General features: G+C 62.2%; 26 protein-coding genes and 1 tRNA gene. 16 read left to right on the forward strand and 11 right to left on the reverse strand.

From position 1 onward, the window contains the following. Positions 1–124: 124 nt before the first annotated feature. Positions 125–214 (reverse strand) — tRNA-Ser (locus HH303_RS14575). 369 nt (positions 215–583) lie between these two features. Between HH303_RS14575 and rplU the strand changes: the two genes are divergently transcribed. The 9 genes from rplU (at position 584) to HH303_RS14620 (ending at position 6,982) form a co-directional block, all read left to right on the forward strand. Continuing rightward, positions 584–1,078: a 50S ribosomal protein L21 gene (rplU, locus tag HH303_RS20315; protein WP_169626103.1), complete on the forward strand. Its 495-nt coding sequence runs from the start codon at positions 584–586 to the stop codon at positions 1,076–1,078. A gap of 29 nt (positions 1,079–1,107) precedes the next feature. Further along, entirely contained in the window at positions 1,108–1,374 is a 267-nt protein-coding gene (gene rpmA / locus HH303_RS14585) for a 50S ribosomal protein L27 (protein WP_169626104.1), read from the forward strand. Between the two features lie 94 nt (positions 1,375–1,468). After that, positions 1,469–2,548 (forward strand): GTPase ObgE, encoded by a 1,080-nt coding sequence (gene obgE, locus HH303_RS14590; protein WP_169626105.1) that lies wholly within the window; start codon positions 1,469–1,471, stop codon positions 2,546–2,548. A gap of 54 nt (positions 2,549–2,602) precedes the next feature. Then, positions 2,603–3,751: a glutamate 5-kinase gene (gene proB, locus HH303_RS14595; RefSeq protein ID WP_169626106.1), complete on the forward strand. Its 1,149-nt coding sequence runs from the start codon at positions 2,603–2,605 to the stop codon at positions 3,749–3,751. Positions 3,752–3,763: 12 nt separating this feature from the next. After that, positions 3,764–5,044 (forward strand): glutamate-5-semialdehyde dehydrogenase, encoded by a 1,281-nt coding sequence (locus HH303_RS14600; RefSeq protein ID WP_169626107.1) that lies wholly within the window; start codon positions 3,764–3,766, stop codon positions 5,042–5,044. Positions 5,045–5,076: 32 nt separating this feature from the next. After that, on the forward strand, positions 5,077–5,730 hold the full coding sequence (locus HH303_RS14605) for a nicotinate-nucleotide adenylyltransferase (RefSeq protein WP_227421836.1): 654 nt from the start codon (positions 5,077–5,079) through the stop codon (positions 5,728–5,730). A gap of 89 nt (positions 5,731–5,819) precedes the next feature. Then, positions 5,820–6,176 carry a ribosome silencing factor gene (gene rsfS, locus HH303_RS14610; protein WP_169626109.1) on the forward strand — a complete coding sequence of 119 codons (357 nt, stop codon included), beginning with the start codon at positions 5,820–5,822 and terminating at the stop codon, positions 6,174–6,176. A 30-nt stretch (positions 6,177–6,206) separates the two neighbouring features. Next, complete coding sequence (locus HH303_RS14615; RefSeq protein WP_169626110.1) at positions 6,207–6,665, forward strand: 23S rRNA (pseudouridine(1915)-N(3))-methyltransferase RlmH; 459 nt, start codon at positions 6,207–6,209, stop codon at positions 6,663–6,665. 5 nt (positions 6,666–6,670) lie between these two features. Next, the gene (locus HH303_RS14620) at positions 6,671–6,982 is read left to right on the forward strand and encodes a cupin (protein WP_169626111.1); all 312 of its coding nucleotides are present in this window, start codon (positions 6,671–6,673) and stop codon (positions 6,980–6,982) included. A gap of 4 nt (positions 6,983–6,986) precedes the next feature. Here the strand turns inward: HH303_RS14620 and HH303_RS14625 are convergent, their stop codons facing one another. The 3 genes from HH303_RS14625 to HH303_RS14635 form a co-directional block, all read right to left on the reverse strand. Beyond that, the gene (locus HH303_RS14625) at positions 6,987–7,382 is read right to left on the reverse strand and encodes a hypothetical protein (RefSeq protein ID WP_169626112.1); all 396 of its coding nucleotides are present in this window, start codon (positions 7,380–7,382) and stop codon (positions 6,987–6,989) included. After that, a complete protein-coding gene (locus HH303_RS14630) occupies positions 7,372–7,629 on the reverse strand; it encodes a hypothetical protein (RefSeq protein WP_169626113.1) in 258 nt (85 codons plus the stop codon). Before HH303_RS14630 ends, HH303_RS14625 begins: the two co-directional genes overlap by 11 nt. A 128-nt stretch (positions 7,630–7,757) precedes the next feature. Continuing rightward, positions 7,758–8,459, reverse strand: a complete 702-nt coding sequence (locus tag HH303_RS14635; protein WP_169626114.1) for a putative metalloprotease CJM1_0395 family protein — start codon at positions 8,457–8,459, stop codon at positions 7,758–7,760. Between the two features lie 204 nt (positions 8,460–8,663). Between HH303_RS14635 and HH303_RS14640 the strand changes: the two genes are divergently transcribed. Next, positions 8,664–9,377: a phosphoadenylyl-sulfate reductase gene (locus tag HH303_RS14640; RefSeq protein ID WP_169626115.1), complete on the forward strand. Its 714-nt coding sequence runs from the start codon at positions 8,664–8,666 to the stop codon at positions 9,375–9,377. Between the two features lie 30 nt (positions 9,378–9,407). Here HH303_RS14640 and HH303_RS14645 read toward each other — a convergent pair whose 3' ends face one another. Beyond that, the gene (locus tag HH303_RS14645) at positions 9,408–9,914 is read right to left on the reverse strand and encodes a hypothetical protein (protein WP_169626116.1); all 507 of its coding nucleotides are present in this window, start codon (positions 9,912–9,914) and stop codon (positions 9,408–9,410) included. A 246-nt stretch (positions 9,915–10,160) separates the two neighbouring features. On the opposite strand from HH303_RS14645, the gene gpmI reads away from it, so the two are divergent. From gpmI to HH303_RS14675, 6 genes are all read left to right on the forward strand, one after another. After that, the gene (gene gpmI / locus HH303_RS14650; RefSeq protein ID WP_169626117.1) at positions 10,161–11,735 is read left to right on the forward strand and encodes a 2,3-bisphosphoglycerate-independent phosphoglycerate mutase; all 1,575 of its coding nucleotides are present in this window, start codon (positions 10,161–10,163) and stop codon (positions 11,733–11,735) included. After that, on the forward strand, positions 11,722–13,086 hold the full coding sequence (locus tag HH303_RS14655; protein ID WP_169626118.1) for a murein hydrolase activator EnvC family protein: 1,365 nt from the start codon (positions 11,722–11,724) through the stop codon (positions 13,084–13,086). The genes gpmI and HH303_RS14655 overlap by 14 nt, the downstream gene beginning before the upstream one ends. Continuing rightward, positions 13,083–14,459, forward strand: coding sequence for a S41 family peptidase (locus HH303_RS14660; RefSeq protein ID WP_169626119.1), 1,377 nt, complete (start codon positions 13,083–13,085; stop codon positions 14,457–14,459). Before HH303_RS14655 ends, HH303_RS14660 begins: the two co-directional genes overlap by 4 nt. Positions 14,460–14,501: 42 nt before the next feature. Continuing rightward, entirely contained in the window at positions 14,502–15,923 is a 1,422-nt protein-coding gene (locus HH303_RS14665; protein ID WP_169626120.1) for a divergent polysaccharide deacetylase family protein, read from the forward strand. Between the two features lie 91 nt (positions 15,924–16,014). After that, complete coding sequence (locus HH303_RS14670) at positions 16,015–16,569, forward strand: RNA pyrophosphohydrolase (protein WP_319637422.1); 555 nt, start codon at positions 16,015–16,017, stop codon at positions 16,567–16,569. Positions 16,570–16,595: 26 nt separating this feature from the next. After that, positions 16,596–17,138 (forward strand): NADPH-dependent FMN reductase, encoded by a 543-nt coding sequence (locus tag HH303_RS14675; protein ID WP_169626121.1) that lies wholly within the window; start codon positions 16,596–16,598, stop codon positions 17,136–17,138. Here the strand turns inward: HH303_RS14675 and HH303_RS14680 are convergent. From HH303_RS14680 to pgsA, 6 genes are all read right to left on the reverse strand, one after another. Next, on the reverse strand, positions 17,135–17,605 hold the full coding sequence (locus HH303_RS14680; RefSeq protein ID WP_169626122.1) for a GNAT family N-acetyltransferase: 471 nt from the start codon (positions 17,603–17,605) through the stop codon (positions 17,135–17,137). The two genes, HH303_RS14675 and HH303_RS14680, sit on opposite strands and share 4 nt — an antisense overlap. Beyond that, entirely contained in the window at positions 17,605–18,072 is a 468-nt protein-coding gene (locus HH303_RS14685; RefSeq protein ID WP_169626123.1) for a molybdenum cofactor biosynthesis protein MoaE, read from the reverse strand. The genes HH303_RS14680 and HH303_RS14685 overlap by 1 nt, the downstream gene beginning before the upstream one ends. Positions 18,073–18,076: 4 nt before the next feature. After that, positions 18,077–18,328, reverse strand: coding sequence for a molybdopterin converting factor subunit 1 (gene moaD, locus HH303_RS14690; RefSeq protein WP_169626124.1), 252 nt, complete (start codon positions 18,326–18,328; stop codon positions 18,077–18,079). A gap of 106 nt (positions 18,329–18,434) precedes the next feature. After that, complete coding sequence (locus HH303_RS14695) at positions 18,435–18,674, reverse strand: hypothetical protein (RefSeq protein ID WP_169626125.1); 240 nt, start codon at positions 18,672–18,674, stop codon at positions 18,435–18,437. Between the two features lie 6 nt (positions 18,675–18,680). Then, positions 18,681–19,184 carry a molybdopterin-guanine dinucleotide biosynthesis protein B gene (mobB, locus tag HH303_RS14700; RefSeq protein ID WP_169626126.1) on the reverse strand — a complete coding sequence of 168 codons (504 nt, stop codon included), beginning with the start codon at positions 19,182–19,184 and terminating at the stop codon, positions 18,681–18,683. A 5-nt stretch (positions 19,185–19,189) separates the two neighbouring features. Further along, entirely contained in the window at positions 19,190–19,744 is a 555-nt protein-coding gene (gene pgsA, locus HH303_RS14705; RefSeq protein WP_169626127.1) for a CDP-diacylglycerol--glycerol-3-phosphate 3-phosphatidyltransferase, read from the reverse strand. Between the last annotated feature and the right edge of the window lie 75 nt (positions 19,745–19,819).

Genomic DNA, 19,819 nt, shown 5'->3' on the forward strand with positions numbered 1-19,819 from the left:
AGGGTCAGCAAGCGGACGCCCCCTTGATGGTGTTTGACGAGGACGAGGTCGACCAATCTAGAGATGCGTGATCACGATGGCACTCAGGCTATTCATTTTGGACATAAGAGCCTTAGAGGCCCGATGGCGGAGAGGGTGGGATTCGAACCCACGGTACCCGTGAAGGCACAACGGTTTTCGAGACCGCCCCGTTCGACCACTCCGGCACCTCTCCGCGGATGGGGCGGGTCGCGGTTGCGAGGCCCCGGTCAGAACGGGCGCCTGTCTACACGATGGGGGGATGCCTGCCAAGCCTGAATTGGCGGCGGTCGGAACGGATTTTCGCGGCATCGGCGGAACGAGGCGGAAGTCTGTGACAAATATGAGAATGTCGTTGACTATGGGAGGGTGATCCGTATATTCCGCGCGTCTCGGCGGCCCCGACCTGATGGAAGGGGTCCCGATATATATGCGTGACTGCGCAGTCCGAGGTTCGGTCGGGATCATGGTTCCGGGCCGCCGTTGTAGGAAAGATCGTCCGCCGAAGGCATGACGCCGGGGACGACACCACAGGGCGCGTGAAGCGAAGACAAGGAAGAGACCGATGTTCGCGGTAGTGAAAACGGGCGGCAAGCAATACCGTGTCGCCAAAGACGATGTAATCCGCGTCGAAAAGCTCGACGCCGAGGCCGGTGCGACCGTCCTCCTGGATCAGGTTCTGATGATCTCCGACGAGAATGGCGCCAAGACCGGTGCGCCGCTTCTGGACGGTGCCGTCGTTGAGGCGGAAGTTCTGGAGCAGGCTCGGAACAAGAAGGTCATCATCTACAAGAAGAAGCGGCGCCAGAACTATCGCCGCAAGAAGGGCCATCGCCAGCATGTCACCGTCCTGAAGGTCGTGGACATCGCGCTGGACGGCTCCAAGAAGGTTGCGAAGGCCCCGGCCAAGACCGCAGCCAAATCCGAAGCGTCGGCCGATGCGCCGGCTGCCAAGGACGCGCCGGTGAAGAAGGCCGCCGCGAAGAAAACCACGGCCAAAAAGGCCGCTAAGAAGACCGCCGCCAAGAAGGCAGCGGCCAAGAAACCCGACGCCGAATAAGGCCGGACGTAAGCAAAGGAGCTTGAACCATGGCACATAAGAAAGCTGGCGGTAGTTCCCGGAACGGCCGCGATACTATCGGCAAACGCCTCGGCGTGAAGAAGTTCGGCGGCGAAGCCGTTCGCGCCGGCAACATCCTGGTCCGTCAGCGCGGCACCAAGTGGCATGCCGGTGACAATGTCGGTATCGGCAAGGACTACACGCTGTTCTCGCTGGTCGACGGCAATGTCGAATTCAAAAAGACTCGCGAGCGCACCTATGTCGGTGTGCGACCGCTGCCGGAGGCCGCCGAGTAAGGCCGGTCCCGAACCCGCAGCGACATCTCGGGTTTATGAAAAGGGGAACGGCCGGACCGTTCCCCTTTTTCTTTGTCCAATTGGAAATACGCGCATGAAGTTTCTAGACGAAGCCAAGGTTTTCATCCGCTCCGGTAACGGCGGGGCGGGCTGCGTCTCGTTTCGGCGCGAAAAATACGTCGAATTCGGCGGTCCGGACGGCGGCGACGGCGGCAAGGGCGGCGATGTGATCGTGGAAGCCGTCGAAGGCCTGAACACGCTGATCGACTATCGCTATCAGCAGCATTTCAAGGCGAAGACCGGCCAGCATGGCATGGGCTCTGACCGGACGGGAAAGAGCGCGCCGCCGATCGTCATGAAACTGCCCGTCGGCACGCAGATCCTGGCGGAAGACAAGGAGACCGTGCTGGTCGACCTGACCGAGGTCGGACAGACGGCGGTCCTGGCCCGTGGTGGGTTGGGCGGCCGCGGCAACACGACCTATAAAAGCTCCACCAACCAGGCGCCGCGCCGCGCCGATCCGGGCGAGCCGGGCGAAGAACGCTGGGTCTGGCTGCGTCTGAAACTGATCGCCGATGCCGGTCTGGTCGGCCTGCCCAATGCCGGGAAATCGACTTTCCTGAACGCGGTGAGCCGCGCCCGGCCGAAGATCGGCGACTATCCGTTCACGACCCTGCACCCGCAACTGGGTGTCGTCTTCGTCGACGGTAAGGAATTCGTCATTGCGGATATTCCCGGTCTGATCGAAGGCGCCAGCGAGGGCGCCGGGCTGGGCGACCGCTTCCTGGGGCATATTGAACGTTGCCGGGTGCTGCTGCACCTGATCGACGGCGTGGCGGATACGGTCGTCGAGTCCTACCGTACCATCCGTCATGAGTTGGAAGCCTATGGCGGCGGTCTGGCAAACAAGCCGGAAATCATCGCGATCAACAAATCCGATGCTTCCATCCCCGAATTGATGGATGAGCAGATTGCGGAACTGCGCAAGGAAACGGACGCGCCGATCCTGACCATGTCGGGAGCGGCGGGGAAGAACGTGACGGACGTGTTGCGCGCCCTATGGAAAGAGATCGAGCCCTATCGACGGGCGGAGGCTGAAAAGCGGGCCGCGGCCCTCCGGGAAGCGGAAGAAGCCGAACAGGCCGCGCGCCCCGACGGTTGGTCCCCCATCTGACGAACGGCCCTAAATCAAAGGCCACAGACCGAGAGGCGAAGGCGGAAGAAGACGATGACGGTGCGCGTATCGAAACGCCTGGTGATCAAGATCGGTTCCGCGCTGTTGGTCGAAAAGAACGGCGAGATCCGCCGCGCCTGGTTGGAGGCGCTGGCCGACGACATTGCGGTGTGCAAGGCGCGTGGACAGGAAGTCCTGATCGTGTCCTCCGGGTCCATCGCGGTCGGGCGTCGTCAGCTCGGTCTGGGTGACGGCACGCTGAAACTGGAAGAAAAGCAGGCCGCCGCCGCGATCGGTCAAATCGAATTGGCGCATGCCTATAAGGAAGCGCTGGGGCGGCACGGAATCAAGGTCGCGCAGCTTTTGCTGACGCCGTCGGATACGGAAGAACGCCGCCGTCACCTGAACGCCCGCGCCACGGTGATGCAGCTTCTCAAGCTGGGTGTGGTGCCGGTCATCAACGAAAACGATACGGTCGCGACCAGCGAAATCCGCTATGGCGACAATGACCGACTCGCCGCCCGCGTGGCGACGATGGCGAGCGCCGATCTGCTGGTCCTGTTGTCGGATATAGACGGGCTGTACACTGCTGATCCGCGCAAGCACCCGGACGCGCGTCACATTCCGGAAATCGCGGCGATTACGCCGGACGTCGAGGCTATGGCGGGCGATGCCGTCCCCGGCGTATCGACCGGTGGCATGATCACCAAGCTGGATGCGGCGAAGATCGCGGTTGCCGGGGGCTGCCGGATGGCGATTGCGTTGGGCAAGGAAAATCACGCCTTGAAAGCCTTGGCCGATGGCGCGCGGGCCAGTTGGTTCCTGCCGTCGGATCAGCCGCTGACAGCCCGGAAGCGCTGGATATCCGGTACCTTGAAGCCGGTCGGGGAGGTCGTGGTCGATGCTGGCGCCCTGGCGGCGCTGGGGCGGGGCAAGAGCCTGCTGCCCGCAGGGGTGAAGGCTGTGCATGGCAGGTTCGACCGCGGCGACGCGGTCCTGATCAAGGGGCCGGACGGGCGGGTCGTCGGCAAGGGCTTGTCGGCCTATTCGTCGGAGGATGCGGAGCGGATTGCCGGACGCCGCACCGCGGATATCCAAAAAATCTTGGGCTTCGATGGGCGCGCGGAATTGATCCACCGGGACGACATGTCCATTGAGACTGTTGCCGACACCGCCGAAACGGCCCTAGGGTCGACGGTCTAAGGGAGAGGATAAATGAACGAGACCCTCGCCACGGCGGAAAACGCCGAAGAACAATTGATCGAGATGGCGCATCGGGCCCGCAAGGCATGCCGTGCCTTGGGCCTTGCCACACCGGCGCAACGCACGGACGGTCTGCGCAAGGCGGCGGCAGCGGTGCGCACCCGCGCGGCGGAGATCGAGGCCGCGAACGCCAAGGATATGGCCTTCGCCAAGGAAAAGGGCCTGAGCCCGGCCATGCTGGACCGCCTGCTGTTGAACGCGGATCGGATCGAGGCCATGGCGTCGGGATTGGAGTCGGTCGCGGAACTGCCCGATCCGGTCGGTCAGGTGATCGCCGAATGGGATCGTCCGAACGGTCTGCATATCGAACGTGTCCGAACGCCGCTGGGCGTGATCGGCGTGATTTATGAAAGCCGTCCGAATGTGACGGCGGATGCGGGGGCGCTTTGCGTCAAGGCGGGCAACGCGGCAATTTTACGCGGCGGGTCGGAAAGCCTGCATTCGTCGGGTCTGATCGCGGATTGCCTGCGCCAGGGCCTGGCGGAAGCGGGATTGCCGGAAGACGCGGTGCAGATCGCGCGGACCCGCGATCGAGATTTCGTCGGCGCGATGCTGGGCGCGTCGGGGTTGATCGACGTGATCGTACCGCGCGGCGGCCGCAACCTGATCGAACGGGTGCTCAGCGACGCACGAGTACCGGTCTTTGCGCATCTGGAAGGTCTGGTGCATCTCTACATCCACGAAGCCGCCGACCCGGAGAAGGCCGTGGTGCTGGCCGTGAACAGCAAGATGCGGCGCACCGGAATCTGCGGGGCGGCGGAAACGCTGTTGATCGATCGGTCGGTCGCGGCAGCGCTGCTGCCGAAGATCGCATCGGCCTTGATCGAGGTCGGCTGCGTATTGCGCGGCGACGCGGCGGCACGGGCGGTGATGCCGATCATGGAACCGGCGAGCGATGAGGACTGGCGTACGGAATATCTGGATTCCATCCTGTCCGTACGGGTCGTCGATGGGATCGATCAGGCGATGACCCATATCGCGGATCATGGGTCCGACCACACCGATTGCATCGTGACGGAAGACCAAGCGGTCGCGGATCGTTTCCTGAACGAGGTCGATTCCGCCATCGTCATGCACAATGCATCGACCCAGTTCGCGGATGGCGGCGAATTCGGTATGGGGGCGGAAATCGGCATTTCGACGGGCCGCATGCATGCCCGTGGTCCGGTTGGCGCGGAACAGCTCACCAGCTTCAAGTATCGAGTGCGGGGAAATGGCCAGACCCGGCCGTGATGAGGGCGCTCGTATCGGGGTATGATGGTGTGATGTCCGGACGGCGACAGACGATCGGATTGCTGGGGGGGTCGTTCAACCCCGCGCATGAGGGCCACCTGCATATCTCGCGGGAGGCCTTGAAGCGCCTGGGCCTGGATCAGGTTTGGTGGATGGTGTCGCCGCAGAACCCGCTGAAAACCACTGACGACATGGCTGGGTTCGATCAGCGTCTGGCCTCGGCGAGGGCCATGGCGCGCGATCCGCGTATTCGCGTTACAAGCATCGAACGACGGTTGGGGACCACTCAGACGGCGCTGACCCTGCGAAAGCTGAAACGGCGATTTCCGAACGCTCGTTTCGTATGGTTGATGGGCGCGGACAACCTGTTGCAAATACATCGCTGGTATCGATGGAAAGACATCTTCACGCTGGTTCCCCTTGCCGTTTTCGCCCGTCCTACCTATGATTCAAAGGCGTTGTCCGGGTTGGCGGCGACCCGGTTCGCCAGGGTTTTCGTGCCGGAGCGTTTTGCATCCACCCTGGCATTTAGGAAGCCGCCGGCCTGGGTATTTTTGGCGATACGCCGTCACGAAGCGTCGGCCACCGCCATTCGGGCGTCGGGTGCGTTCCCGGTAACCCGGGACGATACCGGATCGACTGACCGGGATCCCGCTCCGGATCCAGGCAGTCACGGTTCCGAATGAACGGACCGGTTCGGGTGTTCACAGGCGGCATTGATTAGGAGAAACCGACAATCTCTAGCCTCTCTTTGCAGGCGACTGACCCTGACGCGATGTTGGGGTTGATCGAAACCTCTCTCGATGACGACAAGGCGCAGGCCGTGACCGTGATCGAGCTCCGCGGGAAGTCGTCCATCGCCGATCACATGGTGATCGCATCCGGCACGTCGACCCGGCAGGTCGTTTCCATGGCCAACCACCTCATCGAAAGATTGAAGAAAGCGGGCGTCGAAGGGACGACCGTCGAAGGCATGAATCAGGGCGACTGGGTTCTGATCGATACCGGCGACGTTATCGTTCACCTGTTCCGCCCGGAAGTGCGCAGCTTCTACAATCTTGAGAAGATGTGGGGCGTCGCCATGCCGGAAACGGCGCAGGACGCGATCGGCGCGGTCGGCGGACACGCCTGATCGGAACGCGACTTCGGTCGAGAGGGTTCGGTGAAGATACGTATTGTCGCTGTCGGCCGCGCGCGGCGCGGGCCGGAGCAGGAACTTTTCGATTTTTACAAGTCTCGGATATCCTGGCCCCTGGACCTGATAGAGGTTGAGGAAAAACGCCCGCTGCCGGTCGATCAACGTATCCAGCGCGAAGATGAACTGATCCGCGCGAAAATTCCGCCGGGGGCCGTGATCGTCGGCATGGATGAAACGGGCGAGGACCCGACCAGCCGCAAACTGGCTGACCATTTCAGAAAATGGGAGGATGCCGGGACCGCCGATCTGGTTTTTCTGATCGGCGGCGCGGACGGATTGTCCGACGGGCTGAAGCGCGATGCCCGCCTGTTGATCCGTTTCGGCCGGGTCACCTGGCCGCATATGCTGGTCCGGCCGATGCTTGCGGAACAGATTTATCGGTGCCGTCAGATATTGGACGGCCACCCCTATCACCGGGACTGACGTCAATGAACGTGATCAAACCGCAGGACTTCACCGGCAACCGTGCTTGGGAGGCGTTGGATATCGAGCGGATCGACGATGCGACGGTGCGCCTGCATTGGACCGATCAGCCCTATAAATGGCACGTGAACGATGGGCCGGAAGTATTCGTCGTGCTGACCGGATCCGTCGACATGCATATCCGTCAGAATGGCGTGGAGGCGGTTCATCGCCTGGGGCCCGGCGACATCTTCCACGCGCAGGACGGGGACGAACATGTCGCCCATCCGATCGGCGCGGCGCGCGTCCTGGTGGTCGAACGCGCGGGCAGCGTTTAGCCCATTAGGACGCGTATCGATCCGGCATGACGAAGCCGGACCGCGCGTCGGCATCGTTCAGGCGGTCGGCGCTATACCAAACCCCCATCAGTTTTGGAACAGACCCGAACAGGTCGGTATTGCCGGCGCGAAACGTCTCCCAGTCTTCGGTCTCCGGTGCTCTCGCAATGCGTTCGCGGATCATGGACAGGAAGGCGAAGGTAATGGTTTCGTGATACTTCGCCGGTTGGCCGATATGGGCGGCGAATGCTTTCAACCCGTCCCGGTATCGCTGCATGGCTTCCGGCAGGGGTTGGTCTTTGAGATACAGCCACGCCAGACGGACATGCGCCGCGTGGTCGAAACTTGCGGGTGGTAGAGACAAGGTCTCGAAAGCGGTTTGAAACTCTTCATCGGTCATCCGGGTTCTCCTTGAGCATATGGCTGTCCGACGCGGTCAGATCCAATTGATAGACCGCGCGCAGTTTGTCGATCTGGGCCAAGGTCGCGGGCCCGAACGGGGCTTTTCCTTCGAAGGCATGCAGCATCACCCCCTCGATCAGGTCGCCGAGGGAAAGGTCGTGCAGTTCCGCGACGGCCTTCATGACCTTGATCAGGCGCTTTTCGATCCGCACGCCGGTTTGGACGCGCTCAATTGCTTTGGTCATTTTCATCTCCATATTGGTACAAATGTACCAATATAACAAAAAAGAGTCAAGGCAGCGGTCGCCGGGCCGCGCGAATCGATCGAATGCGAGGCTGATTTCGGTTGTTCGAGTGGACTCTTGAAGGGGGGTTACCGTGCCGTCGTTTGCTGGAAAGCACGGGCGGCGGCCAGGCTGCGGGAGGCGCTGTCGTCCGGCGCGGTCCGCTCCGGTTCGACGGATGCGGCGGGTGACCCTTCGTCGGACTCTGCTTGCGCCAGTTCCGCCCTCGCTTCGACGAGGGCCTGTTGGGCTTCCGTCGCGACGCGGCGATCCTGGGCGGACGGTTGCGCCGGGGCCAGGGCCGCGCGGCGGACTTGCTGCATCTTCGCGATGGTTGCTTCCGGGTCGCCGGGGATGGCGCTGGTATCGATGCTGACCTCTCCGCCGACGGCATAGAATTGGCCGTCGGGGCCGCGTTCATATTCGTAGGACGGCGCACCGGCATATTGCCCGCCCACGGCGGCATGCGCCTGTTCATGGCGGCGGACTTCGGCATCCCGCTGTTGCAGGTCGTCCACGATTGCTTCTTCTTCAGGCGTCAGACCGTCTGATCCGGTCTCGTCCTGGTCGGACGGCGGTTTCCCGTCGGTCCTATTTTGTCCCTGAACGGCCGTGATCGTATCGGCGCTGAGCGGCGATTGCGTATAGCCGACGGCAGGCGGAACAGGAGGGGCGGCCCCTTCGGGACGCGCTGCCGGATCACCCTTTTTCGGGGAAGGCGTTGCCGTCGCCGTCGCCGTGCGGCTTGCCTGCACTGCCGTTATGGCCAAATCGGCCGACCCGATGCGCATCGTCTGTCCGTTCAAGGCGTGAAGGTCGGTTTCTTCCGTCTTCCGCGGTCCTCGTTCGGACCCGGCGGCATTCTGCCGTCCGGGATCGCGGCACTATAGCAACGGGGCGTAAGAGAGGCCACACGCAAAAAAATTCAAAAACAGTGTGGAATATTTTGATTCACACAATAGATATGTTTATAACTGATCCGCATGGAGACCATGATGACCGAAGCAGCAATCACAGAACACCGCTTTGACGCCGCGTTGCAGGCGTTGTCGGGCTATGACGACGTCGAATTGTTGAGTAAGGCGATGGGCGAAATATTTCCCGACCGCATCAGCGTGGTGTCGGCCTTCGGCGCGGAATCCGCGGTGGTTCTGGACATGGTCGCGCGGATCGATCGCAAAATTCCGATCCTCTTTGTGGATACCGGAAAGCATTTCAAGGAAACGTTGGAATACCGCGATATGCTGATCGACCGGCTGCGCCTGGAAGACGTGCGCAGTATCGGCCCGGCGCAGGACAAGATCGCCGGCGACCAAACCGGATTGCTGCATCAGACGAATACGGATGCGTGCTGTGAAATCCGCAAGGTGATCCCGCTGGAAGAGGCTCTGTCGGAATTCGATTGCTGGATCACCGGACGCAAACGCTTTCAGGGCGGATCGCGCTCAACCCTCGCGACGGCCGAAGCCGACGGGCCGACCCGATTGAAGCTCAATCCACTGGCGAATTGGTCGCCCGCCCGCATCGACGCCTATTTCGACAATTACGGCCTGCCGCGCCATCCCCTGTGGTTCAAGGGATATGCCTCCATCGGCTGCGGCCCGTGCACCGGGTTGCCGACGGAAGCGGGCGACTCCCGGTCCGGACGCTGGTCCGGTCTCGGCAAAACCGAATGCGGCATTCACCGCTACGGCAGTCAGGCCGCCTGACCGGTATCCCGATCAACCGAAGTGGGTCTATTAGAGATAGGCGAAGGACTTGTCCTTCGTCATCTCCTTGGCCAGCTTCTTCGCCACGCGGGCGATCAGTTTCGTCCCCGCCTTGGAAATCGCCAGTTGGTCGGGGAAAGGCGGTCCCTTGCTGATCCGGTCGACCAAGCCGTATTGCGACAGCAGGATCAACAGCCGCCGGATCGTTTCGCGGGATACGCCGATTTTTCCGAAAATCTCGAACAGCGCGGATTGGCTGAGATTAGGGAAAATTTTCAGGTTGCCGGGTGTTGCCACCCCATGCCGGTCGAGAAGGGTTTCGAACTGCTTCTCATTCAGGTCCGACGACGCGAAATCCGCAAGGAACATCAGAATCGTATAGCTGTGAATGCTGCACAGCTGGGAGGAATCCTGCCGGGCCAGCGGCGTTTCCGACGCATCCAGGATTTTCATGATTTCCCGTTCGAAAGCCCTGAGAGCAAGCGCGGGCGATCTGAGTGTTGCGTCGAAAGCCGGTGCCTCCTTGGCTTTAGCCATACTGTCCCCCTGCGGATTGCTGGATGAGAGTGGTTGCCGTCGCGCCCATGGCTCAATGGCCTTTATATGGTCCTTGGCCTTTAAATGGCCCGGCGATTGCGATATTACCCATAACGAAGGCGGTGCCCTGTATTTTGTATGTGCCCGGCGGCTTGTATGCGTCCTGTGGCGATCGCATGTGCACCGTACTATAGTGTGTATAGGCGGGAATTGCATTACTCGCTGTATGAAAATCCGAGAGACGGCATGACACGACCCGAAAAATCTTCGCGCCCAGACGCGCCGCGCCCCGTGGTTCTCTGCATCCTGGACGGTTGGGGCGAACGGGCGGAAACCGACAATAACGCGATCGCCGCGGCCCGGACGCCGGTCTTCGACCGGTTGAAGGCAACCGGCCCCTTCGCGGTGTTGGATGCGTCGGAAGGCTTCGTCGGACTGCCGTCCGGACAGATGGGGAATTCCGAGGTCGGCCACATGAATCTGGGCGCGGGCCGCGTCGTCATGCAGGAATTGCCGAAGATCGACGCGGCGATTGAGGACGGCTCACTCGCCGCCCATTCGCGCCTTGCGGCCTTCGCGGCCGCACTGAAGAAGACCGGCGGCACCGCGCATCTGATGGGCTTGCTGTCCGATGGCGGCGTGCACAGCCACCTGCGGCATATGGCGGCGCTGGCCAATCGCCTTGTCGAATTGGGCGTGCCGGTCGCGGTGCATGGCTTCCTGGACGGTCGCGATACGCCGCCGCGCAGCGCCGACGGTTTCGTCGCCGATTTCGAGGCCGCCGCCCCGAAGGCCCCGATCGCGACCCTATGCGGACGCTATTGGGCGATGGATCGCGACAAGCGATGGGATCGCGTCAAAAAGGCCTATGACCTTCTGGTCGATGGGACGGGTGCGGCCATCGAAAGCGCGTCGGAAGCGGTCGCGGCATCCTATTCGGCAGATATCGGCGACGAATTCGTCGAACCGGCGGCGATCAACGGCTATGCCGGAATGAAGGACGGCGACGGGCTGCTGATGGCGAATTTCCGGGCCGACCGGGCGCGCGAAATCCTGTCCGCCCTGCTGGATCCCGGTTTCGACGGGTTCGACCGGGCGCGGCGTGTTTCCTTCGCGGATGCGCTGGGCATGGTCGAATATTCCCAGGCGCATAAGGCGTTCCTGGATTCGATTTTCCCGCCGGAAGATCTGGTCGATGTGTTGGGCGCCGTCGTGGCGGATGCGGGCCTGAAACAGTTGCGTATCGCGGAAACGGAAAAATACGCACATGTGACCTTCTTCCTGAACGGTGGGCGCGAGGATGTGTTCGACGGTGAGGACCGCATTCTCGTTCAGTCGCCGGATGTGAAGACCTACGACCTGCAGCCGGAAATGTCCGCGCCGGAAGTCACCGACAAGCTGGTCGCCGCGATTGAGGCCGGGACATACGACCTGATCGTCGTGAACTACGCCAATACGGACATGGTCGGTCATACCGGCGATTTCGACGCGGCGGTGCAGGCGGTGCAGGCGGTCGACGGTTGCCTGGGCCGGTTGGAACAAGCGCTGACAAAGGCCGGCGGTCGCATGCTGATCACGGCGGACCACGGCAATGCCGATATGATGGTCGATCCGTCCAGCGGCGGCATCCACACCGCCCATACCTTGAGCAAGGTGCCGCTGATCCTGGTCGGCGCGCAGGCAGGCGAGGTCGAGGGCCTGGGCAACGGGCGGCTTGCGGATATCGCGCCGACTTTGCTGGAATTGATGAAGCTGCCGCAACCGGCGGCGATGACAGGACACAGCCTGTTGCGCCGCGCGGCCCGCCATGCCGCTGAATAAAGCACGGTCCCATTTCTCTGAAATATTGCGGTCCTCGGTTGCCGGGGCCGCGCTCTCGGCAATTTTGTGTTTCAGCCTGCCCCTATGGGCGGCGAATGCCCCGGAAGACGAGGCAGCCCGCATCCAGAGCGAGATCGAGGCAGAGCAGCAGCGCAGCCGCGATCTGGAAGCCCAGGCGCAGACCCTGTCGCACGAATTGGAACAGTTGCGCCAGCAACTGGTTACCGCCGCCCAGGATACGCAGGAACGCGAAAACCTGATCGCGAATATCGAAGTCCAGATCATGGAACTTCAGGCGGAAACGGAACTGCGCCAGGAAACTCTGGCCGAACGCCACCGCCAGTTGACGGGTACGCTGGCCGCGCTGACCGGCTTGTCGGAGGACGCACCCCGCGCTTTTTTCCTGTATCCCGGTCCGCCGCTGGACGCCGTGCGCGGATCGATCCTGCTACAAGCCGCCGCCCCCGCTATCGGACGCAGGGCTGCCGTTCTGCGAGAAGATCTTGCGGCGTTGGACGCCGTGCGGTCCGACCTGAACGCCAAGCTGGCGCAATTGAGTTCCGCCGATCAGGCACTTGCCGGGGATCGAGAACATCTGCAACAGCTCTTGGAAAAGAAGAAGGCCCTATATCAGCGTACGGCGGCGGAATCGCAGGCGGCGAACGAACGCCTGAAACGATTGGGGGAGAAGGCGGAATCGCTGAAAGACCTGATGGCCGCGCTGGAACAGGAACGCATCTCGCGGGAAGCGGAGGAAGCCGAACGCCGGAAAGCGGAAGCGGCGGCACAGGCCGCAGCGGATGCGCAGGCCGAGGCGCAAGAGGCTCCGCCGGAACCTGACAATTCCGCGCAACTGGCCGCCCTGGCCGCGGTGCCGACGCAACGGCCCGAGGGGATCCGCGCCTTTCCGGATTCCGGCGCGATCACCGCGCCTGCCGTCGGTGTCCTGGTGCAGCAGTACGGCCAGGACACAGGGTATGGCCAAACCGCCAAGGGGATCGAGGTTGAAACCCGTGCCAATGCGACCGTTCTGGCGCCCTATGACGGGCATGTCGTCTTCGCCGGACCGTTCCGCGATCTAGGGCTTGTCTTGATCATCGAACATGACGGTGGATATCATACCGTTCTGGCCGGGTTCGCGCGGATCGACGTCGGTGTCGGACACTGGATTCTGGCCGGTGAGCCCATCGGGCAGATGCCGCAGACGCATTTGGTGGACGCGAATGCGTCCGGAAGTCAAAAAACGAGTAGCGGAGGCCGCCCGCGACTCTATATGGAATTGAGGCGCGGAGGCCAGCCGGTCAATCCGCTTCGATGGTTAACCGCCGGCAGCATTAGGATGAACGGATGATCGCGCATTTCTCGAAGACCCTGCTTCTTTCCCGATCCGCGTTGGGGGCGGCTGCAATCGCGGCCGGGTTGGGCCTCACCGCGCTTCCAGCCACGTCCTGGCTGACGGCGCCGGCCTTCGCCCAGGAAAATGACGGCGCCCCGGCGGCGGCGCCATCGGACGCCCCGCCGATGAACGAGCCGGACACGTTCGAGTTGCTCGATCTCTTCGGCGAAGTCTTCAACCGCGTGCGAGAGGAATATGTCGAGGAGATCAGCGATAAGCAGCTGATCGAAGCGGCGATTCGCGGGCTGGTCGGCAGCCTGGACCCGCATTCGACCTATCTGGACGAAGAAAGCTTCGACGCCATGCAAACCCACACGAAGGGGGAGTTCGGCGGTCTGGGCATCGAGGTCAGCCTGGATGAAAGCGGTCTGGTCAAGGTTGTGTCCCCCATCGACGATACCCCGGCGGCGAAGGCGGGTATCCTGGCGGGCGATCTTATTTCCCATCTGGACGGCGATCCGGTGAAGGGCATGACCCTGAACGATGCGGTCGAGCACATGCGCGGGCCGGTCGGGGCGGATATCACCCTGACGATCATCCGCGAAGGCGTGGCCGAACCCTTCGAGGTGGTTTTGACCCGCGATAAGATTCAAATCCAGTCCGTGCGTAGCCGCATGGAAGGCGATATCGGTTATATCCGCATCACCAGCTTCTCCGGCCAGACACAGTCCGGTCTGGAAAAGGCGATCGCGACCATTCAGGAAGAAGGCGGCGACGGGCTGCTGGGCTATATCCTCGACCTGCGCAACAATCCGGGTGGCCTGCTAAATCAGGGCGTTTCGGTGGCTGATACCTTCTTGCAGCACGGGGAAATCGTCTCAACGCGCGGCCGGAACACCGAAAACATCCAGCGCTTCCAGGCGACGCCGGGCGACCTGACGGACGGCATGCCATTGGTCGTGCTGATCAACGGCGGGTCCGCCAGCGCGTCGGAAATCGTCGCGGGCGCATTGCAGGATCAGCACCGTGCGATCATCCTGGGGACGCGCAGCTTCGGGAAAGGGTCGGTGCAGACGATCACGCCGCTGTCGCGCAACGGCGCGGCGCTGAAACTGACGACCCAACGATTCTATACGCCGTCGGGCAAGTCGATCCAGCAGTTGGGAATTTCGCCCGACATCGTCGTCGAACGGGCGCGGGTGGAAGTTCTGGAAGGCGGCTTCGGTCGCAGCGAGAAGGATCTTGCCGGATCGTTGAAGAACGAAAACGGCGAGGTCGAACAGGAAACCCTGTCCGGCACCGATACCCAGATCGAGGATTACCAACTGGCGCGCGCTCTCGACCTCGTGCGCGGAATCGGATTGTATAGGAGCCAGTCTCAAAATTAAGGGACGGTCCCCTTATTATAAAGGGGCGTCCGGAAACGACGCATGAAGATACCGCTTCCCAAGCCCGATCTCGCAGGCCTTGCCGCGAAGGTGAAAGGCATGCTGCCCGGACGGAAGGGCGGCAAGGCGGAAAAGCGCGTTGAGCCGGACGAGGATATTCCGGCCCATTTGCGTCCGACATTCTTCCAGCGCAACGCGCATCTGATGCCGGCCATCGGCACCTATGCCTTCGTCGCCGTCGTGGTGGCGGGGACGGCCGTCTATCTTCTGCTCAACGGCGACAAGATCGAAGAGGAGTTGAAGGCGGGGATTCCGAAGACCGAGGTCTCCCAATTCCAGTTCGTGGACCGTAGCGGCGAGAATGCGGAACCGGCGGCTGAACAAACGGCGGACCAGACGCCAGACCATTCGGCGGAAACGACCGCCGAAAGCGACCATGGCGATACACCCGCCATGGATGCCGCGCCGGAAACTCAGGACGCCCACGCGACCCAGCCGGAACACGCCCCGACCGCCGAAACGGCGGATGCGAATGCCGCGCCGGAAGCCGATGCCCATGGGACGGCGGAAACGGCGGATGCCGGGCACGGGATGGCCACGGATGAAGAACCGCTGCCGCCCGCAACGGATGGCGGGCCGGACGCCTATGCGGGGACTCTGGCCGCCTATCCCGATCCGGGCTTGGTGGAAAGCATCGAGACCGTGGGGGACGTGCCCGTCATCGGTCAGGATGGGCGGGAGCCATGGAAGGTCTATGCCCGCCCGTCCAGCAGTATCGAAACCCGGCCACGCATCGCGGTGGTCGTTACCAATCTGGGTTTGATGACCCGAACGACGGAAACGGCGCTCGCCATGCCGGGCCCGGTGTCTCTGTCCTTTTCTCCCTATTCCGGGAAGCTGGAAGACTGGATCAAGGAAGCGCGCGACGTCGGGCATGAGGTCCTGTTGGACCTGCCGATGGAACCGCGCGACTTCCCGCGCAGCGATGCGGGCCTGCTGTCGCTGATGACCGCGGCGGATACCGATCAGAACATCCTCAACCTCAACCGCGTGATGAGCGAGGGCAGCGGCTATATCGGCCTCGTCAACTATCAGGGCAGCGGTTTCACGGCCAGCCGCGCTTCGGTTCAGCCGATGATGCAGGCGCTGGCGAAGCGCGGGCTCGTCTATCTCGACTCCCTGGAAAACGCGACCAGTGTCGCGCCGGAGGAAGCGGCCCGGTTCAGCGTGCCCCACGCGACGGCGGATCTGCTGATCGATCAAAGCCTGTCGCGTGCCGCCATCCTGGCCCGGTTGTCGCAGGTAGAACTGCTGGCGAAGACCCGGAATTCAGCGATCGTCGTCGTTCAGCCGGTGCCGATGTTGTTGGATCGCGTCGATCGCTGGATGCGCGGGTTGGCGGATAAGGGAATGGTCCTGACCCCGCTTTCGGGCGTGATTTTGTCGCGCATCCGGGGTAGTTGAAGTAATGCGCTGATCCCAAGCGGTCCGATCCGGATGGCGACGGCGCCAGAAAAAGCTATGCCGGGAAAACCGGTCCAAGGGTTGGGAGCGTATGTCGAATTCGGGTCAGTCCGACGAAAAGAAAACAGTACCGACGCGCACCGGCGTCATGTCGATAACGGATTCGGTCGATCCCTATCGCGACGACCCGCGCCCTTACCGGCCCTGTGTCGGCCTGATGGTTTTCAATAAGGACGGCCTGGTCTTCGTCGGCAATCGCATCGACGTCCCCGGCGATCATTGGCAGATGCCCCAAGGCGGGATCGATCCGGGTGAAACGCCGGAACAGGCCGCCTGGCGCGAATTGCGCGAGGAAGTCGGCACCGACAAAGCGGAAATCCTCGGCGAAAGCCGGACATGGTATCCCTATGACCTGCCGCCCGGCCTGTCGCGGCGTATCTGGAAGGGCAAGTATCGCGGTCAGACGCAACGCTGGTTCGCCCTGCGCTTCCTCGGACAGGACACGGAAATCGACCTGACGCTCCACCAGCCGGAATTCAGCGAGTGGCGCTGGGTCAGCTTGACCGATCTGCCGGACATGATCGTACCCTTCAAACGGCCAATCTATGAACGGGTGATTGAGGAGTTTTCCGACCTCGTTTCGTAACGCGTCGGGACGGGAGGGAAATCGGCATGAACTTTCTCGCGGTTTCCGGCAGTACACGAAAGACTTCAACGAATACCGCATTGTTACGGGTGATGGCGAACAGTGCCGGGCCGGATCATAGGGTTACGGTATTCGACACGGTCGGCGACTTGCCCGTATTTTCCCCCGATTTGGAATCCGCTCCGTTGCCACGGTCGGTGCAGGACTTTGCCGAAATGGTTCGGCTGAGCGACGGTCTTATCCTTTCAAGTCCCGAATATGTGCGGTCGATCCCCGGCGGTCTGAAGAACGCGATCGATTGGCTGGTCTCACGGGATGAAATCATCGACAAGCCGATTGCGCTAATGCATGCCTCCCATCGTGGGGACGATATGTTGGACCAGCTCAGACTCGTGCTGTCGACGGTCACGACGCGGTTCACGGACGATCCGTTCCTGCGGGTCGGGCTTATGAAGAAAACACCCGGCGAAATCATGGAAATCATGAACGAGACGGAGAACCGTCAGGCCGTCACCGATTTCCTTCAACGATTTTCAGAATATTGCCGTCAGGCGAGGATGTCGCCTTAAAGTTCCAGCTTCAGGAACGGGCCGACGTGATGGAATCCGTGCCGCTCGTAGAAGCTGCGGGTTCTGGCCCATTGTTCGCCGTCGGGGGAATTGACCTCCAGCACCGTCCAGCCGCGCGTGCCGCCTATGGTGCGGGCTTCCTGGATGAGGCGGTCGCCGACCCCGGCGGATCGGGCATCGGGCACGACGTAAAGCTCCATGATGATCCCCAGCTTGCCCTCGGCATAGATCGCGACGGCTTCGGTCAGGGTCATGACACCGACCGGGCGGCGTTCTGAATCGAAGGCCAGGACGGCAGTGAAGCGATTGTCTTCTTCCAGCAATTCGCGGCAGACGTCGTGAATGCGTTCGGCATCCGGCGCGCCGTGCCACGCGCCGACCTCATGCAGCAGGCGGTGCACCATGATCGCGACCAGGTCGGCGTCGTTTTCGCCCGCGCGGACGATTTCCAGCGGTCCCGTTTCCATCAGACTTCGTTCTCCTCCCGCCAGCGATCGGCGGCATGCTCGTCGCTGTCCCGCGCCTCGACCCAGCGGGTTTCGCCGCCGGGCAGTTCCTCCGCTTTCCAGAACGGCGCTTTTGTCTTCAGCCAGTCCATCAGAAAATTGCAGGCGTCGAAGGCCGCCTGCCGATGGGCGCTGGCGGCGGCGACCATGACGATACGGTCGCCCGGTTCCATCCTACCATAGCGGTGGATGATCAGCGTCGCATCCAACGGCCACCGTCGATGCGCCTCTTCCTCGATTTCCTCCAGCATGCGTTCGGTCATGCCGGGATAATGTTCCAGGGTCATCGCGCCGACGCCGCTGCCGTCGTTCATGTCGCGGACCAGCCCGGTAAAACTGCACAATCCGCCGATGCCGGTATTGCCGTCGGTCAGCGCGGACAGTTCCGCACCGATGTCGAAATCTTCCTGTTGAACGCGGACGGTCATGGTCCTAGCCACCCGTCACCGGCGGGAAGAAGGCGACCTCGTCATTCGCGGCGATGGGCGTGTCGCGCGTGCCGAAGGCCTGATTGACAGCGATCTTCACCGCGCGCGCATCCTTGAAGGCGGCCTCGTATCCCGGGCCGCGCGTCTTCAACCAGTCGACAAGCTGCCCGGCGGTCTCCACGCCGGTCGGCGGGTCCACGGTTTCCTCCCCCATGCCGATCTTCTGCCGCAGCCAGGCGAAATACAGGACTTTCATTGCAACACCTCCACATCGACCGATGCCCGACTCCAGGCAAATGCAGCCTCTGTGTCTCGATATAGGGTATCCGACCCGATACTACCACCTGTCCGAAGGGGGCGGATCACAGATGCCGGCCGCGTTCCAGGATTTCCAAAGTGTATTCCCGATAGGTCATGCCCAATTCGCGGGCACGGCGGCACCGCATCCGGACGACTTCCGGCGGCGGGGTCTTCCAGGCCTTCTTCTGCGCCTTGCGCCAGCAGACGGCCTTCCAGGTATAGCGGGATTGCAGCGGCGGTCCGCCATTGTGGCCGATGCCGGGTGGGATGAGGCGGGGGTCGCGGAAATGATCGTCCGGCATCGGGACCTACCGTTCCCAGCCGATGAAGGACAGGACGAAATCCGCAACGGCGCCGATATCGTCGATGGGCAGCAGGGGGACGCGAACTCCGTCCAAGTTATCGGCATCCGTGGCGACGGCGACGACATTCGGGTCGTCCCTTGCCAAGAGCGGTTGGGCGACCGACGGGCGGAAGACTTCCAGCTTTTTGTGATCGCCGAATTTCCAACCTTCGACCAGGACGACATCGACCGGGGATAGCTTGGCGACCAATTCGTCCAGCGACGGTTCCGCCGCGCCTCGATGTTCGTGCATCAAGGCCCAACGCTGCGGCGAGGAGACAAGCACCTCCATCGCGCCCGCATGGCGGTGTTCGTAGGAATCCTTGCCGGGCGTATCGACGTCGAAATTGTGGTGAGCGTGTTTGACGGTGGAGACGCTGACGCCGCGATGCGTCAGTTCCGGAATCAGTTTGGTGACCAGCGTCGTTTTGCCGGCCCCGCTAAACCCCGCGATACCGAGAAGCTTCATCGCCGTCAGTCCGTCATATGCTTCAAACCGGCCCGCAGATAGTCGAACCCGGTGATGACGGTCAGAAATGCGGCGATCCAGATCAGAACCTCGCCGATCAGCGTGCTGGGAATCATGGCGGGACTTGCTTCCCCGACGATCAGGAAGCCGAGCGCCAGCATCTGGATCGTCGTCTTCCATTTGGCGAGGCTGGACACCGGCACGCCGACGCGCACTTCCGCCAGATATTCGCGCAGTCCCGATACGGTGATTTCGCGGATCAGGATGACGAGGCCGGGCAATACGGCATAACCGCGAAGGTCCCCGACCGCGACCAGCATCAGGATGACCGCCGAAACCAGCAGCTTGTCGGCGATCGGATCCAGGAAGCGGCCCAGCTTCGAAACCTGACCGGTGGCGCGCGCCAGATAGCCGTCGAAAAAGTCGGTAATACCTGCAATGGCGAATAGGCCGAATACCGTCCAATTCGTCCAATTGCCGTCGACATAGAACAGCACAACGATCGGCGCGATGGCGACGATCCGCAACAGGGTGAGGATATTCGGCAGGCTGAACAGCATTCTATGGTTTCCCGATCGGTGCCCGTATTCCTAGCCGCCTTCCCGATGCGGCGCAATGTAGGAGCGAAACTTTTC

This window comes from Pacificispira spongiicola (assembly GCF_012926505.1).
Taxonomy (GTDB): domain Bacteria; phylum Pseudomonadota; class Alphaproteobacteria; order UBA8366; family Aestuariispiraceae; genus Pacificispira; species Pacificispira spongiicola.

Bases quoted from the DNA above. Each gene is read 5' to 3' on its own strand.
- HH303_RS14600 (WP_169626107.1), top strand. From the start codon at position 3,764: ATGAACGAGACCCTCGCCACGGCGGAAAACGCCGAAGAACAATTGATC.
- HH303_RS14680 (WP_169626122.1), bottom strand. From the start codon at position 17,605: ATGGAAACGGGACCGCTGGAAATCGTCCGCGCGGGCGAAAACGACGCC.
- gpmI (WP_169626117.1), top strand. From the start codon at position 10,161: ATGACACGACCCGAAAAATCTTCGCGCCCAGACGCGCCGCGCCCCGTG.
- HH303_RS14670 (WP_319637422.1), top strand. From the start codon at position 16,015: ATGTCGAATTCGGGTCAGTCCGACGAAAAGAAAACAGTACCGACGCGC.
- HH303_RS14620 (WP_169626111.1), top strand. From the start codon at position 6,671: ATGAACGTGATCAAACCGCAGGACTTCACCGGCAACCGTGCTTGGGAG.
- HH303_RS14695 (WP_169626125.1), bottom strand. From the start codon at position 18,674: ATGCCGGACGATCATTTCCGCGACCCCCGCCTCATCCCACCCGGCATC.
- HH303_RS14665 (WP_169626120.1), top strand. From the start codon at position 14,502: ATGAAGATACCGCTTCCCAAGCCCGATCTCGCAGGCCTTGCCGCGAAG.
- HH303_RS14655 (WP_169626118.1), top strand. From the start codon at position 11,722: ATGCCGCTGAATAAAGCACGGTCCCATTTCTCTGAAATATTGCGGTCC.
- rplU (WP_169626103.1), top strand. From the start codon at position 584: ATGTTCGCGGTAGTGAAAACGGGCGGCAAGCAATACCGTGTCGCCAAA.
- HH303_RS14625 (WP_169626112.1), bottom strand. From the start codon at position 7,382: ATGACCGATGAAGAGTTTCAAACCGCTTTCGAGACCTTGTCTCTACCA.
- HH303_RS14675 (WP_169626121.1), top strand. From the start codon at position 16,596: ATGAACTTTCTCGCGGTTTCCGGCAGTACACGAAAGACTTCAACGAAT.
- HH303_RS14640 (WP_169626115.1), top strand. From the start codon at position 8,664: ATGACCGAAGCAGCAATCACAGAACACCGCTTTGACGCCGCGTTGCAG.
- obgE (WP_169626105.1), top strand. From the start codon at position 1,469: ATGAAGTTTCTAGACGAAGCCAAGGTTTTCATCCGCTCCGGTAACGGC.
- HH303_RS14605 (WP_227421836.1), top strand. From the start codon at position 5,077: ATGTCCGGACGGCGACAGACGATCGGATTGCTGGGGGGGTCGTTCAAC.
- HH303_RS14630 (WP_169626113.1), bottom strand. From the start codon at position 7,629: ATGACCAAAGCAATTGAGCGCGTCCAAACCGGCGTGCGGATCGAAAAG.
- rpmA (WP_169626104.1), top strand. From the start codon at position 1,108: ATGGCACATAAGAAAGCTGGCGGTAGTTCCCGGAACGGCCGCGATACT.
- mobB (WP_169626126.1), bottom strand. From the start codon at position 19,184: ATGAAGCTTCTCGGTATCGCGGGGTTTAGCGGGGCCGGCAAAACGACG.
- HH303_RS14635 (WP_169626114.1), bottom strand. From the start codon at position 8,459: ATGCGCATCGGGTCGGCCGATTTGGCCATAACGGCAGTGCAGGCAAGC.
- HH303_RS14645 (WP_169626116.1), bottom strand. From the start codon at position 9,914: ATGGCTAAAGCCAAGGAGGCACCGGCTTTCGACGCAACACTCAGATCG.
- rsfS (WP_169626109.1), top strand. From the start codon at position 5,820: ATGTTGGGGTTGATCGAAACCTCTCTCGATGACGACAAGGCGCAGGCC.
- proB (WP_169626106.1), top strand. From the start codon at position 2,603: ATGACGGTGCGCGTATCGAAACGCCTGGTGATCAAGATCGGTTCCGCG.
- HH303_RS14660 (WP_169626119.1), top strand. From the start codon at position 13,083: ATGATCGCGCATTTCTCGAAGACCCTGCTTCTTTCCCGATCCGCGTTG.
- HH303_RS14685 (WP_169626123.1), bottom strand. From the start codon at position 18,072: ATGACCGTCCGCGTTCAACAGGAAGATTTCGACATCGGTGCGGAACTG.
- pgsA (WP_169626127.1), bottom strand. From the start codon at position 19,744: ATGCTGTTCAGCCTGCCGAATATCCTCACCCTGTTGCGGATCGTCGCC.
- moaD (WP_169626124.1), bottom strand. From the start codon at position 18,328: ATGAAAGTCCTGTATTTCGCCTGGCTGCGGCAGAAGATCGGCATGGGG.